The organism is Qipengyuania sp. HL-TH1 (assembly GCF_036365825.1).
Taxonomy (GTDB): domain Bacteria; phylum Pseudomonadota; class Alphaproteobacteria; order Sphingomonadales; family Sphingomonadaceae; genus Qipengyuania; species Qipengyuania profunda.
On record NZ_CP142675.1, the window covers coordinates 451,500 to 466,999 of the forward strand.

Here is a 15,500-nt window from a genome sequence, read left to right on the forward strand (position 1 = left end):
AATCGGGCCTGCTGACAGGAATGTCAATTAGTCGGTTCCCGTCATTTCGATGCGTTCGACCGCGAGCCCGAGCTGTTCGAGCTGTGGTTCGACCACCGCCGCATCGCCCACCACGACCCAGACGAACCGGTCGGTATCGATCGCGGCGCGGGCGGCAGCATCGAGGCTGGCGGTGGTCTGTTCGCGGTAATGGTCGGCGATGATCTCGTAGTAATCGTCGGGCCGTCCATAGAGCGCATTGCTCTGCATCGCACCGAGAATCGCGCCCGAGGTTTCGAACTGGCCGGGCAGTTCGCCGATTTCGGCGGTGACGATCCGGGTCAGCTCCTCGTCGGTGACGCCGCGCGTGTCGAGGAATTCGCCGGTTTCGCGGATCAGCTCGGCCAGCGCATCGCCGGTGCGGTCGGCCTGGACGGGCGCGCGCACGGTATAGGCGACCGCGTTCTCATTGGTCAGCGGGGCGCCGCGCACACCGTAGCTCCAGCCCTTGGTCTCGCGCAGGTTCATGTTGAGCCGGGCGAGGAAATTGCCCCCCAGAGCGTTGTTGGCGTTGAGGAAGTCGACATAGGTCTCGCCGCGCGGATCGATTGCGGTCAGCTGGCCGCCATAGATGTAGCTCTGCGGCGAATTGGGCCGGTTGACCAGCACGATGCGGCTTTCGGCAGGCGCTGCGGGGGCGGGGCCAAAGCTCTTTGCGCCCTTCGCCATCGCGGGTGCTTCCCAATCGCCCAATACGGCCTCGAGCGAGGTGACGATCTCGTTCAGCGGGCGGTCTGATACGACGAAGATTTCGCCATTGTCGGGCCGGATCCAGCGGTCCTTGAAGCCGGTGATGTCGGCGCGGGTGATCGCCGAGAGCGATTCCACCGTGCCGTTTTCGGGTCCGGCATAGGGGCTGTCCGCGCCATAGATCAGCGGGGCGGCGGTGCGCTGCGCGATCGAGGCCGGGGTGCGCAATTCCTGTTCGACGCTGGTGATCCGCTGCGCGCGGACGCGGTCGATTTCGGACTGCGCGAAGGCCGGGTTGCGGACGATGTCGGACAGGAGTTCGAGCGAGGGCACGAGATTGGCGGACAGCGCGGACAACGTGAAGCTCGACCGGTCGGCGCCGCCGCCGAGCGAGATATTTGCGCCCAGCCGTTCGCTGGTCTCGGCGATCTCGCGCGAGCTCATGCTGGTGGTGCCTTCCTCGAACAGGCCGAGCGCGAGGCTTTCAAGCCCGCGCTTGTCCGCAGGGTCGGCACTGCTGCCCGCATCGAAGGAGAGCGTGACATAGGTCGCGGGGATCGCGTCGCGCTGCGCGTAATGCAGCGTCATTCCGTTCGCCAGCGCGGTGTGCTGCACGTCGGGGAAGTCGAGCTGCGCGATCGAGTCGATCGGCGGGGCGGGACGGTCCTTGGTGACGGTCAGCTCTTCGGCCGCACCCTCTTCCCCCTTCGCGTCGGTTTCGGCGACACTGGCCGCTTCTTCATAAGCGTCGCCGCGTTCGCCGGGTTCGAGGATCAATGTCATCGAGGGGCGGGTCATCCAGCGCTGCATTGCCGCCTGGACTTCCCCCGGGGTCAGCGTGGCGAGGATTTCGAACTCGCGCGCATAGAAACCCGGATCGCCCGCCAGCACTTCGCCCGATGCCAGGGTCACGGCCTTGCCGCCGAACCCCCCGACCTGTTCGAGCCCGCGGATCGTACTGGCGACCGAGCTGGTCGCCGCGCGGCGGACCTCATCTTCGGTCGGGCCTTCGGCGATGAATTCGGCAATCAGCGCGTCGAGACGGCGCTCGACCTCGGCCTCGTCAACGCCGGGACGGGCAGTGGCGGCGACGTTGAGGATGCCGACGCGCTGCCAGGCGTAGTTTCCGGCCGAAACGCTCACCGCCAGCTGCTCGTCGCGCACCAGCGCATTGTCGAGGCGGCTCGACGACAACCCGCCGAGGATCCGCGCGCCCACGGTCAGTGCGGTAAGTTCGCGATCGGTGATGCCCGGCGCGGTCCAGTATTTGTCGATGCTGACCGCAGCGACCTGGTCGCGCATCACCGTGCGGACGTCTTCGGCAAGCTCGGGGACGGCGGCTTCGGCCGGGTTGTTGACCGGGCCACGCGCGATCGGACCGAAGTATTTCTCGACCAGCGGGCGGGCTTCTGCGGGCGAGATGTCGCCGGCCAGCACCACGGTGGCGTTGTTGGGACCATATTTGTCGCGGAACCAGTCGCGCACATCGTCCATGCTCGCGCTGTCGAGGTCGGCCATCGAGCCGATCGGCGTGTGGTCGTAGGGATGCGGCGCGGGGAACAGCGTGTTGACGATCTCGTAGAACACCAGCCCGCCGGGCTGGTTGTCGCCCTGGCGCTTTTCGTTCTGCACCACGCCGCGCTGGTTATCGAGCTTCTGCTGCGTGACCGCGCCGAGCAGATAGCCCATGCGGTCGCTTTCGAGCCACAGCGCGCGTTCGAGCGCGGGGCGGGGCACGGTCTGGAAATAGTTCGTGCGGTCGAAATTGGTCGTGCCGTTGTAATCGGTCGCGCCCATTTCCTGCAGGTACTGGAAATAGTCCTGCGGGGCGTTCTCGCTGCCGTTGAACATCAAATGCTCGAACAGATGCGCGAAGCCCGACTTGCCTTTCGGCTCGTCCTTCGAACCGACATTGTACCACACCGCCACCGCGACGATCGGGGCCTTGCGGTCGGTATGGACGATCACGTCGAGCCCGTTGTCGAGCGTGAATTTCTCGAACGGGATGTCGACCTGCTCGACCAGCGCGGCGAGCTCTGCCGGGGCGGCATCGGCCGTTGCTACGACGGGCGCGGTTTCCGGCGCGCTGGCGGTCATGGCGGGAGCACAGGCCCCGAGGGTGAGGGCCAGCACGCTGGCGGTCAGGAGGGGCTTGATACGCATGATACCTCGATGGTGTGTTCGAAATTCGGGTTTGGGCGATGCTAACGCGTTAGCGGCGATTGGTCACGGTCTTGCGCGACTTCGCATTGGCCAGCACATCCTCGCGCCAGAAATGCACCGGCTTCAACCGGTGCTTGACGAACAGCGCAGCCTGATCGGTGTAATGCGGGGAATCGGGCCGCGTGGTGGCGGCGCCAAACGGCTGGATCGAACGCGAGGAAACACGCTCGCCGGGCAGCCATTCGACCCATTGGATGAAGCTGTCGCCGTGCCGCACCGACAGGCGGCCGTCGTCATCGACATCCCACAGCGTCGAGGCGCGCAGCGTGTCCGATCCGCCATCGAGCGGCAGATCGACCGTGCCCTGCCGCAGGCGCAGCAAATCACCCATCGGCGGGTCGATGCGCCCGAAATGGGTGTTGAGATGCGCGACCTGCTTGGCCAGTTCGGCCCGGGCATCGGGCCATGGCTTGTTCTGGTAGCTGGACGACATGAACTCGCGGATCATCAACAGCGCCAGCGCATCGGCTTCGCCGATGCTGTCGGCGGTGAAGTCCCAGCCCATCAGCATGTCGCGTGCCTGCGCCAATTCGCCATCGTCCGACAGGTCGAGCGCGGCGAGTTCGTCCCACAGCTTCGCGACATAGCCGCTGCGGTCGTAGCCCGTGTCGTATTTGATCGCCTCGAGCGTGGCGCGGTCGAGCTGCCCCGCCTCGCTCAGCAATTTCCACGCACGGCGCGAGCGGTTGGTCTGCTTGAGCTCGATGCCGAGTTCGGGGGCGAAATCCTCGGGCGAAAGATCGCTCCCGGCGCCCGCGGCGGTATAGGGCGTGTTGTTGGCGTTGTAGAGCCAGCCACTGGCCGGGTTCACGTAACGCGGCAGTTCCTGATAGGCGACCGGGCCGGACCAGATGGCCCGTGGATCGTCGCCCGGCAACACCGTGCGCCAGTCATATCCCTTCGCGCGGTCGGGGATGGCGGCGTTGTAGACATAGGCGATGTTGCCTGCCTCGTCGCCATAGATGAAATTGGTCGAAGGGATGTCCATCCGCGCGAGGATTCGCTCGAATTCCTCGAGGCTGGTCGCCTTGTTGAGCCGGTAATAGGCATCGAGCTGGCCGAGATTGCCGATCCCGCCATAACGCACCGCGAAGAAGCCCTCGTCGTTCTTGATCACCGGGCCATGGACGCTGCGATAGACCGTGCGGCGGATCGGCAGGGTGACCGGGCCGAGCTTGACGGGCAGGGTGACCGTTCGCGCCTCGAGCTCGCGCCACCGGTCGCCGATGCTGTATTGCGTCTCGTCCTCGTTCATCTCGAGCCGGTAGATATCGGTCATGTCGGGGGTGTTGACCGTATTGGTCCAGCCGAGATGTTCGTTATGGCCGAGGAAGGGGAACGGGCTGCCGGGGAAATTCGCCCCCGCATAATGCCAGCCTTCCTCGCTTTCGACGACCAGTTCGTACCACGCCACGCCGCCGCGCCAGGGCTGGTGGCTGTTCGACACCAGGATTGTCGGGCCGCCCGATTTCTCGGGCGTGACTGCAAATGCGTTGGACCCCGCCAGAGCGGCCTCTTCACCCCTGGGGAGCGGCCCGGCGCGGGCCAGGTCGGGGCCGGGTGCGGCCTCCGTGCGGATGACTTCGGCAGGTTCGATGGCCGGGGCTGCCCCGCCGGTATCGCGCGGGATTGCGGGGCCGTATTCGGGCAGCAGCGGCTCGCCCGACACCAGCGGTTCGATAATCCCGCCCAGGCCGAAGAAGAACGGCTGGCGCAGCGCGAAACCCGCAGCCACATCGACTCCGTCGACCGGGAAGAGGTTGCCCAGCTTCACTTCGCCGGGATGCGCTTCGGCGAAATCGTTGAGGCCGACGGCATAGGCATCGAACAAGGCGCGCGTGTCTGCGGGGAGCAGCGGATATTCGCGCTCTGCCGTGCCGCGCGCGTCGAGCAGGTGATACGCATAGTCGAATGCCGCGCCCTCCTCGCCCGCGATCGCGCCATAGCGCCCGCGGCTCATCGCGATCACATCCTGCAGCGTGGAGAAATCATCCTCGGAATGCGCCACGGCCACGCCATAGGCGACATCGGCATCGGTGGCGGCGTAGATATGCGGTACGCCGAATTCATCGCGGCTGATTTCGGCGGTGTAGGTCCGGTCGGGCAGGGCGACATCGCCGCGCTTGGCCCAGAAGGGTTCCCACGTCGCCAGTGCGATGAATGCAACCAGCACGAGCAGAAGCAGCGCAAAACCAATGCGCCCCAGCGAGTTCCTCATAGATTTCCGTCCTCTCTTGCAACCCGATTAGCGAGCGCAGCGGGGTGACGCAATGCGATTGGGCAAAACCGCCGCGGCGCTGTTCCCCCTTGCGGATTCGACTGGCTAATCGCTGCTGCGTGACAGCCCAGATCACCATCGGCCACGAATCGTCCGGCAAGCCGGTCGAGTTCGATATCGAGGAGCTTCTCGCCACCCGGCTGCTCGTCCAGGGCAATTCGGGCAGCGGCAAGTCGCATTTGCTGCGGCGGCTGCTCGAAGAAAGCGCGGGGATGGTGCAGCAGGTGGTCATCGACCCCGAAGGCGATTTCCCCTCGCTCGCGGACGAGTTCGGCCATGTGGTGATCGACGGCGCCGCCTATTCGCCGGGCGAGATCGAGGCGCTGGCGCGGCGCATTCGCGAACACCGCGCCAGCGTGGTGCTCGATCTCGACGGGCTCGAGGTCGAGCAGCAGATCCGCTGCGCCGCGCAATTCCTGACCGCGCTGTTCGATGCCCCGCGCGAGCATTGGTATCCGGCGCTGGTGGTGGTCGACGAAGCGCAGATGTTCGCCCCCGCCGCCGCGGGCGAGATGGCCGAGGACACGCGGCGGATGACGCTGGCGGCGATGACCAACCTCATGTGCCGCGGGCGCAAGCGTGGGCTGGCGGGGGTCGTCGCCACGCAGCGGCTGGCGAAGCTGGCGAAAAACGTCGCGGCCGAAGCGTCGAACTTCCTCATGGGACGCACCTTCCTCGACATCGACATGATCCGCGCGGCCGATCTGCTCGGGATGGAGCGGCGGCAGGCGGAGCGTATCCGCGAGCTCGAGCGCGGGCATTTCCTTGCGCTCGGCCCGGCGATCACGCGGCTGCCGCTCGCGGTGAAGATCGGCCCGGTGAAAACCGGTCACCACGCGCGCAGCGAAGGGTTGATGGCGCTACCCGATACCGCGCCCGCCGATATGGCGGCGCTGCTCACCACCGACCTCGCGGCCGATGTGGCCAAGGCGCCGCCGCCGCCTGCCCCGCCGCCCGCGCCGCCGGTCGACGAGATCGAGGACAGCATCGCCCGGGCGGAGGAGCGCCAGGTCGAGCCCCGCGCGGAGCCGGTGGATACCACGGTGGTCGCCACGCGGATCGCGCAGATCATCAGCGAGCTGGCGCAGGAAGAAGGGATCGCCTTCCAGTCCGCCAGCGCACAATACCAGACCTTCCTCACCCGCTGCCGCCGCGAACGTCTGATCGGCCCGATGCCCGACATGCGCGCCTTCCGCCGCCGGTTCGCGGTTGCCGGTGCCGGACTGGAAGAGCTCGACGATGGTCTGCAGGCGCGCATCATGCAATTGGCGGGCGCCGTGGAGGAAGACCTGCTCGGCCCGTTCCTGGTGATCGCCAAGGCCGCGCATGCGGGCGAAACGCAGGTCGACGAGGCCGAACTCGCACGTGCCTATGGCACCAGCTCGCCCGGCCGTATCCGGCGGCTGCTCGACCATCTTGAGCGGCAGGGCTTGGTCGTGGTGCGCGAGGATTTCGGCGGCGACCGTACGGTAATGGTTCCCGGGCTCGAGCCGCTGGCCGAAGGTTGATGCACGCCGGCGCTCGGCATAGACCGGCGTCATGGACCATGCAGATTTCGCGCATTTCGCCGCTCTCGACATCCGCGCCGGCACGGTAACCCGCGCCGAACCCTTCCCCGAGGCACGCCGCCCGGCAATCAAGCTGTGGGTCGATTGCGGACCCGAGATCGGCGAGCGCAAAAGCTCGGCGCAGATCACCGCACATTACACGCCCGACGCCCTGGTCGGGCAGCGCGTGATGGCAGTGGTCAATTTCGCTCCGCGCCAGATCGGCCCCTTCATGTCCGAAATCCTGGTGCTCGGGTTCCCCGATAGCGACGGCGAGGTCCTGCTGGCCCGTCCCGAACCGGGTGTCGCGGATGGTGCGCGGCTGGCCTAAATTGCGCCCGGGCTGGCTTCACAAGCCTCCCGCGACCCCTATATGTAGCTAACACACCTCGTGAAAATTCGCGGGGAGGGGTTGTGTTGCATAATCGCAACACCATATCCGGGCGACAATTCATAACTGGGGTGTTTGCATGAATCTCGAGAAATTCACCGACCGCGCCAAGGGCTTCCTGCAGGCTGCGCAGACCGTTGCGATCCGCCTGAACCACCAGCGGATTTCGCCCGCGCATCTGCTCAAGGCGCTGCTCGACGACGAGCAGGGCATGGCCGCGCAGCTCATCCAGCGTGCCGGCGGCAACCCCGGCGTGGCGATCACCGAAGTCGACAATGCGCTCGCCAAGGTGCCGGCGGTTTCGGGCGGTGGAGCGCAAGCGACGCCCGGGCTCGACAATGACGCCGTGCGCACGCTCGACCAGGCCGAACAGCTCGCCGAGAAGGCGGGCGACAGTTTCGTCCCCGTCCAGCGCCTGTTGCAGGCGCTCACGCTGGCCGACAATTCGGCAGGCAAGGCGCTGACCGCCGCGGGGATCGATGCCAAGGCGCTCGAGGCCGCGATCCAGGAGGTCACCGGTGGCCGCACCGCCGACAGCGCGGGCGCCGAGGAAAGCTACGACGCGATGAAGAAATACGCCCGCGACCTGACGCAGGCAGCGCGCGACGGCAAGCTCGACCCGGTGATCGGCCGCGACGAGGAAATCCGCCGCACCGTGCAGATCCTCGCGCGCCGGACCAAGAACAACCCCGCGCTGATCGGCGAACCCGGCACCGGCAAGACCGCGATCGCCGAAGGCCTCGCGCTGCGTATCGCCAATGGCGATGTCCCCGACAGCCTCAAGGGCCGCACGCTGATGGCGCTCGACATGGGCTCGCTCATCGCCGGGGCGAAGTACCGCGGCGAGTTCGAGGAACGGCTCAAGGCGGTGCTCGACGAAGTGAAGGGTGCCGAAGGGCAGATCATCCTGTTCATCGACGAGATGCACACGCTGATCGGTGCGGGCGCGAGCGAGGGCAGCATGGATGCGAGCAATCTGCTCAAGCCTGCGCTCAGCCGCGGCGAGTTGCATTGCATCGGCGCGACCACGCTCGACGAATACCAGAAATATGTCGAGAAGGACCCCGCGCTGCAGCGGCGCTTCCAGCCGGTCTTCATCGACGAGCCCAGCGTCGAGGACACGATCAGCATCCTGCGCGGGATCAAGGACAAGTACGAGCTGCACCACGGCGTGCGGATTACCGATGGCGCGATCGTCGCTGCGGCGCAGCTGTCCAACCGCTATATCCAGAACCGCTTCCTGCCCGACAAGGCGATCGACCTGATGGACGAGGCCGCCAGTCGCATTCGCATGGAAGTGGAGAGCAAGCCCGAGGAAATCGAGAACCTCGACCGCCGCATCATCCAGCTGCGGATCGAGGAACAGGCGCTGCAGAAGGAAACCGACACCGCGTCGAAGGACCGGCTCGAAAACCTGCGCAAGGAACTGTCCGAACTCGAACAGCAATCGAGCGAGCTGACCACGCGCTGGCAGAACGAACGCGACAAGATCCACGCCGAGGCGCGGATCAAGGAAGACCTCGACCAGGCGCGGATCGAACTCGAACAGGCGCAGCGCGGCGGTGACCTGCAGAAGGCGGGCGAGCTGCAATACGGGCGAATCCCCGAGCTGGAGAAGAAGCTCGTGGAGGCGTCGGGCCACACCGACAATGCGCTGCTCAAGGAAGAGGTCACCGAAGACGATATCGCCGGTGTCGTCAGCCGCTGGACCGGTATTCCGGTCGACCGGATGATGGAAGGCGAGCGCGAGAAGCTGCTCGACATGGAGAACATCCTCGCCAAGCGGGTGATCGGCCAGAGCCAGGCGATCGATGCGGTGTCCAAGGCGGTGCGCCGTGCGCGCGCGGGCCTGCAGGATCCGGGGCGCCCGCTGGGTAGCTTCCTGTTCCTCGGCCCGACCGGCGTGGGCAAGACCGAATTGACCAAGGCGCTTGCCGGCTTCCTGTTCGACGACGACAGCGCGATGGTGCGCATCGACATGAGCGAGTTCATGGAGAAGCACGCGGTCGCGCGGCTGATCGGCGCGCCCCCGGGCTATGTCGGTTACGAGGAAGGCGGCGTGCTGACCGAAGCGGTCCGCCGGCGCCCCTACCAGGTGGTGCTGTTCGACGAGGTCGAGAAGGCGCATAGCGACGTGTTCAACGTGCTGCTGCAGGTGCTCGACGACGGGCGGCTGACCGACGGGCAGGGCCGCGTGGTCGATTTCAGCAACACGCTGATCATCCTGACTTCGAACCTCGGCAGTCAGTATCTCGCCAATATGGACGATGACCAGAAGGTAGCGGATGTCGAACCGCAGGTGATGGATGTGGTGCGCGGGCATTTCCGCCCCGAGTTCCTCAACCGGTTGGACGAGATCATCCTGTTCCACCGCCTGGCGCAGGAACACATGGCGCCGATCGTCGAGATACAGGTCGCGCGGGTGCAGAAGCTGCTCACGGATCGCAAGATCGTGCTCGAGCTGAGCGAGGCAGCGAAGAAATGGCTCGGCCGCGTGGGCTACGACCCCGTCTATGGCGCGCGCCCGCTCAAGCGCGCGGTGCAGCGGTACGTGCAGGACCCGCTCGCCGACATGATCCTGTCGGGCAAGGTCCCCGACGGCTCCAAGGTCGCGATCGACGAGGGCGACGGCGAACTGGCGATGACGATCACCTGACCGCGCCGACCTGATGCCGAAACGAAAAAGGGCCCCGGAATTCCGGGGCCCTTTCTTTTGTGTCGTTAGCTGCCGAGGCCTCAGAAGGTGAGGCGAACACCAGCGTAGTAGCGACGACCGAAGACGTCGTAGACGTCTGCGGCAGTGTCCGACCCGGTAACGTTGCCGGTCACACCGCTGAGGATGTTCGGGGCATCGTTGTCGAGCAGGTTGTCGACGCCGAGATAGAATTCGTACCGGTCGCCAGCGAAGAACGTCGTCTGCATGTCGAGGTAGAATTCAGCCGGGATTTCATAGACGCGCGAGCCATCGAACTGGTCGTCGATGTAGGCGCTGCCGATGAAGGTACCGGTGAACGTCGTGCGGAAATCGCCCGTTCCATATGCAACATTTGCAGTGAAACGATCCTTCGAGGTGCCAACTTCACCATCGGTCCGGTCGGCGTCGCCACCCGGAAGCGAGAAGAAGTCGTTCTCGAGGATGTGCGTGTATGCACCACGGATCGTCAGACGATCGTTTTCCATCAGGCCGAGACCGGTGAACCAGCTCGCGGTCACGTCGATGCCCGAGGTCTTCAGGACCGAAGCATTGACCGACAGCGAGTTGATCAGATCGATCGAACCCGCGCTGTTGACCGCGGTCGCCGTCGGACGGCGCGTGATCAGGTCACAGAACGTAGCATTGCCCTGGCCGTAGCACTGGTCGAGGCTGAACTGCCGCGGGAAGCCCGAGATCACGTCTTCTACTTCGATATTGTAGTAGTCGCCGGTGATCGTGAGGTTGCGCAGAGCGTCGAACGAGCGCGGGTTGATGATCACACCCGCAGTCCACGACGTTGCAGTTTCTTCCTGCAGGTCCGGGTTGCCGCCGTTGAAGCCGGAAATACCCTGGATGTCCGACTGGTTCAGCGTGAACGTACCGTTCGCAGCGATATTCGCCGCTACGCCCGGAGCTGCACGACAATTGTCGCCCAGTGCGCCGCCGCCGGTGGCACCGATGCCTTCGCAGGGATCGGTCAGGCCGCTCGGGAAGGTCTGCGACAGACCCGAGAACAGCTCGCCTACGTTAGGCGCACGAACCGCCTTGGCGTAGGTGCCGCGGAAGCGAACGTCTTCAACCGGTGCCCAGGTGCCGGTCACGTTCCAGCTGAACGTCGTCCCGACGGTCGAGTAATCCGATACACGCGCCGCTGCACCGACTTCGAGGATTTCGAAGAACGGGGTATCGGCAAGGATCGGAACGCGAATTTCGCCGTAGGCTTCCTTCACGTCGAACGAACCGCTGGTGTCGGGCAGGACGTTACCGGCGTTGAGGCCGGCATTGGTCAGCGCATCATTGTCGGAGAACGAGCTTTCCTTGCGGTATTCCGCACCGACAGCGATGCCGACCGAACCTGCGGGAAGCTCGAAGAGCGAACCCGAAAGGTTGGCCTGCACGACCTGCTGGGTGATCCCGGTCTGGTAGGTGCCCTGCGCCTGGATGTAGTTCACGGCATCCTGCGACATGCTGCCCGCGCCGAAGATGTTGGCCGGAGCACAACCGTTTGCACGCGCTTCGGGGTCGATACAGATCGCTTCACCAGCGATACCGTTACCGTTTTCGTCACCGACTTCCGAACGCACGGCGAGTGCATCGCGGAAGTTGATCACATTGACCTGACCCGACGAGACCTGGTTTTCGCTGACGTCGCCGTAGTTGTAGCTGATGTCCCAGCTGAACTTGTCGTCGAACAGGCCACCTTCGAGACCGACCACGAAGCGATAGAAATCGCGCGAGGTCGAGCCGGTGCGGCCGCCGAATTCGGACAGGCGACGGGCAAAGCCGATGTCACGCAGTCCGTCGCCATTCGAATCGGTCGCGGCAGCGAGAATTTCCGCCGGGACGAACGGGTTGGCTACGATCGTGCTGGTACCCGGGAGGTAGTTCTCGATGTTGTAGCCACCATCGGTCGGGTAGATCCCGTTGGCGCCGCCCGATTCAAGCGGGAACGGCTCGATGATGCGCGACGAGGTGGTCTTGTTGAAGGTACCTTCAGCGAAGACACTGACGTTGTCTGACAGCGCGTAATTGGCGCGGGCGGCGAACAGGTAACGCTCAACCGGAACGGCCAGCGTGCGGAAGTCCTGGCGGTTGAAGCCGTTCGGACCAGTACCCGATCCGATGGTCGACGCACAGGTCGGGCCATTGGTGGTGAAGCAGTCCTGCAGGTTTCCGTCCGGATCGTAGGTGAACGTCCCGCCGGGGGTGACGAAGCGGCCCTGCGGAGGGAAGCTCGAGTAATAGGGTTCCGTCGGAACGCCGAACTCGCCGCCGAAATAGATCGAATCGAGATCGTCGACGCGGGTGTTGGCGCGGCTGTTCGACAGCAGGCCTTCTTCGTTCGAGTAGCCGAAGTGGACCATGATGTTGCCATCGCCGCCAGCGAGGTTGGTACCCGCGGTGAGGTTGGCCTGGTACCGTGCGTCGTCACCTTCTTCGGTGATGCCATACTGGGCGTTGGCTTCGACGCCTTCGAAATCGGTCTTGTAAACGAAGTTCACAACACCGGCGATCGCGTCCGAACCGTAAAGCGACGAAGCGCCACCGGTAAGGATGTCAACGCGTTCGATGAACTGCGTCGGGATCACGTTAAGGTCGACCGTGGCCGAACCTGCAACGCTGCCGACGACCCGACGGCCGTTGATCAGAACCAGCGTACGGTCGGAGCCGAGGTCGCGAAGGTCGACCGTGGCAACACCGGTACCCGAGGTAAGGAAAGCCGAGTTGGTGCGGCTGAGGGTGGGCGTGCCGAAAACGGGGTTTTCGAGCAGCACTTCCTGAATGTTGGTAACACCGGCATCATCGATAACCTGGCTATCGACGATCTGGAGCGGCGCGGGCGACTCGACCGTGGGCGAGGCGATACGCGAACCGGTGACGATGATGGCGTTGCCGGGTGTGGGGGCGGCTTCGACCTGCTCGTCGACGATGCTGTCATCAGCATCCTGAGCGAAAACGGGGGTGGAAATGGCGAGGGCTGCGATCCCTGCGCTTGTGAAGAGCGCAAGACGCCGGCCCCGCAGAAGCGGGGTTGTATGGGTCATCTGTATTCCCTGATTTGCGACCGTGCATTAGTGCACAGCGCCCATTGAACTTGAGACCCGCACGCTAGCAATGGCCGTTCGTCGAATTTCGAACCAAAAAGTGATCCTGTTTGAAACTGTCGCAAATCTGCAACAATCATGCTGGCGTAAAGATCGCTCCCGGCTACGCATCATCTTGTGACCGAAGGGCAATCTGTTAGGTTCGCGAGCGATGTCACGAACCATATTCGAGAGAGGAAACTCCCAGATGCTGCGTCTCTTCGGCCTTGCTGCCATTCTCGTAGCCACACCCGTCGGCCTCAGCGCGCAGGAAACGGGTAACGACGCCTTGCTGCTCGAATGCCGCGCGATGGAGAAGAACGCGCAGCGTCTCGACTGTTTCGACGATGCGATGAACACCATCTTCGGGGTCGACGAGGTCGCCGAAGCCGAGCGTGAAGAATTGCGCCGCGACAATTTCGGCAACCCCGTTGCGGACGAACAGGACCGCGCCGACCGATATGACGGCACGATCACCCATGTCGATTTCAACCAGACCTACAACATCCTGCGTTTCCAGCTCGACAATGGGAGCGTTTGGGAAGCCAAGTCTTCGGGCTCGCTGCGCTACGGATTTTTCCAGCCGGGCGAGAAGGTGACGATCGAGAAGGGCGTTCTGGGCACGCTCAGGCTGTCGATTGCCGGCAAGCGCGGCTGGCGCGGCGTCAAGCGTATCGACTGATGGATGCCGCAGCCGCGCAGCGGGCGCTTCAGGCGGCGCAGCAGGCACTGCAGCGGGGGCATCTGGCCGAGGCCAAGGCATTCCTCGCCCCCGTGCGCAAGGCGATGCCGCGCGAAAAGGCGGTGCTTTACCTGTCGTCGCGGCTGGCACGCGCCGAAGGCGATGCGCGCGGGGCCGCAAAATTGCTCGAGAAGGCGCTGCGGCTATCCCCGCGTGAGGCGCCGCTATGGGCCGAATATGCCAGCACGCTGGATGATGCGGGGCGCCCCGACGAGGCGGTAAAGGCCTATGATCGCGCGTTGCAGCTCGAACCGCGGCTGGTCGATGCCGCGGTCGATCGGGCGGTGTTGCAGGCGCAGAAGCTCGACCGCGCGGCGGCGCTGGAGGACCTGCGGCAGATAGCCCGCGACAATCCCGCGCATCTGCGCGGCTGGCGCAACCTTGCCATGCTCGAGCGCGACGCGCTCGAAACCGAACGCGCGATTGCGGCCAGCGAGCACGTTCTGGCAGCGACGCCGGGCGATCCTTCCGCCCTGCGGATACGCGCGCTGGCGCAGTTCGATACAGGCGAGCCGAGCGCGGCGCATTTCGCGCGCGCCAGCGCTGCCGATCCGGGCAATGCCGTGCTGGCGATCAAGCACGCCGCCGCGCTGCATGCCGAACGCCGCAGCGCCGAGGGGGATCGCCTGCTGGGCGAAGTGATCGCCGCGCAGCCATTCCGGCTCGATGCGCTGCGGACCCGCGCGCAGCTGCGCTGGGAGGCAGCCACGGGCGAGGACCCGATGGAGGGGTTCGAACAGGCGGTGGCCCGGCCCGGCTGCCCGCCGCAAGTCTGGGCGGAATATGCGCGTCTGGCCGAGCGCCACTCGGGCGCGCAGGCGGCGCTTGCGATCGTCGATCGCGCGCGGACTGCGCTGGGTGACACGCGCGAGGTCGCATTCATGGCCGCACAGGCCGCATGCGAGGCAGAGGATTTTGCCGAGCGCGAACATGACATCGCGGCTGTGGCGTCATGGCAAGATCCCCGCGCGGACATGCTGCGCGCGCGCTGGCTGGCGCGGATGCATCGCTGGGACGAACTGGCGAAACTTGGCAAGCGCCTGCTGCGCGCCGGCTATGCCCGCGACGTGCTGCCCTATCTCTCGCTGGCATGGCGGGGGAGCGACCCCGACCGCTGGCACTGGCTGGAACGCGATGGCGAACTGATCGGAACGGCCGATATCGCTTCGCGGATCAAGGACGTCGACGCGCTGGCGGAGCACTTGCGCAGCATCCACACGTCGCAGCGCCAACCGCTGGAACAATCCTTGCGGGGCGGAACGCAGACCGATGGCATGCTGTTTGCGCGGACCGCGCCCGAAATTGCTGAACTCAAGGCCGCGGTGGTCGATGCCGTGAGCGAATATCTTGCGGCACTGCCGCCGCGCGATGCGGCCCATCCCTGGTTGTCGCTGCCGCGCGAGGTCCGCCGGTTCACCGGGGCCTGGTCGGTCCGGCTGCAGGATGCCGGCTTTCACGTCGCGCACTTCCACAATCTCGGGGATATCAGTTCGGCGTGTTATCTCGCCTTGCCCGATACGCTGGGGGCAGGCGAGGCGGGTCAGGATGGCTGGCTGGCGCTGGGTGAACCGCCGCGCGAGTTCGGGCTCGACTGGGCACCCCTGCGGCTGATCGAGCCGGCGAAGGGCCGGCTGGCGCTGTTCCCCTCGTGGACATGGCACGGGACCCGGCCGTTTTCGGCGGGCGAGCGGCTGACCGTCGCCTTCGACGCCGCGCTGCGCTGATTCCAAATTCAGACTGGCTTGATCGGACGGTTTAGCCGCGGGTGTATGCCCGCGTCTGGCGTCCGGGCAAATCTCGGTCAGGCAAAAA

At 65.3% G+C, this 15,500-nt stretch carries 8 protein-coding genes; 5 read left to right on the plus strand and 3 right to left on the minus strand.

The features are described from left to right. Nucleotides 1-27 precede the first annotated feature (27 nt). Nucleotides 28-2,892, minus strand: coding sequence for a M16 family metallopeptidase (locus tag VWN43_RS02745; protein WP_320180754.1), 2,865 nt, complete (start codon nucleotides 2,890-2,892; stop codon nucleotides 28-30). Nucleotides 2,893-2,941: 49 nt separating this feature from the next. Next, nucleotides 2,942-5,170: a penicillin acylase family protein gene (locus VWN43_RS02750; protein ID WP_320180753.1), complete on the minus strand. Its 2,229-nt coding sequence runs from the start codon at nucleotides 5,168-5,170 to the stop codon at nucleotides 2,942-2,944. A 119-nt stretch (nucleotides 5,171-5,289) separates the two neighbouring features. On the opposite strand from VWN43_RS02750, the gene VWN43_RS02755 reads away from it, so the two are divergent. The 3 genes from VWN43_RS02755 (at nucleotide 5,290) to clpB (ending at nucleotide 9,824) form a co-directional block, all read left to right on the plus strand. Continuing rightward, a complete protein-coding gene (locus VWN43_RS02755; protein ID WP_320180752.1) occupies nucleotides 5,290-6,738 on the plus strand; it encodes an ATP-binding protein in 1,449 nt (482 codons plus the stop codon). 31 nt (nucleotides 6,739-6,769) lie between these two features. Further along, nucleotides 6,770-7,108 (plus strand): tRNA-binding protein, encoded by a 339-nt coding sequence (locus tag VWN43_RS02760; protein ID WP_320180751.1) that lies wholly within the window; start codon nucleotides 6,770-6,772, stop codon nucleotides 7,106-7,108. A 139-nt stretch (nucleotides 7,109-7,247) separates the two neighbouring features. After that, complete coding sequence (gene clpB, locus VWN43_RS02765) at nucleotides 7,248-9,824, plus strand: ATP-dependent chaperone ClpB (protein WP_320180750.1); 2,577 nt, start codon at nucleotides 7,248-7,250, stop codon at nucleotides 9,822-9,824. A gap of 80 nt (nucleotides 9,825-9,904) precedes the next feature. Here clpB and VWN43_RS02770 read toward each other — a convergent pair whose 3' ends face one another. After that, complete coding sequence (locus VWN43_RS02770) at nucleotides 9,905-12,907, minus strand: TonB-dependent receptor plug domain-containing protein (protein ID WP_320180749.1); 3,003 nt, start codon at nucleotides 12,905-12,907, stop codon at nucleotides 9,905-9,907. Between the two features lie 247 nt (nucleotides 12,908-13,154). Here VWN43_RS02770 and VWN43_RS02775 point away from each other — a divergent pair, with 247 nt between their 5' ends. Together VWN43_RS02775 and VWN43_RS02780 are read left to right on the plus strand one after the other, a co-directional pair. Then, nucleotides 13,155-13,628, plus strand: a complete 474-nt coding sequence (locus VWN43_RS02775; protein ID WP_253518422.1) for a hypothetical protein — start codon at nucleotides 13,155-13,157, stop codon at nucleotides 13,626-13,628. Further along, the gene (locus VWN43_RS02780; RefSeq protein WP_320180748.1) at nucleotides 13,628-15,412 is read left to right on the plus strand and encodes a putative 2OG-Fe(II) oxygenase; all 1,785 of its coding nucleotides are present in this window, start codon (nucleotides 13,628-13,630) and stop codon (nucleotides 15,410-15,412) included. Before VWN43_RS02775 ends, VWN43_RS02780 begins: the two co-directional genes overlap by 1 nt. The last annotated feature ends 88 nt before the right edge of the window (nucleotides 15,413-15,500 follow it).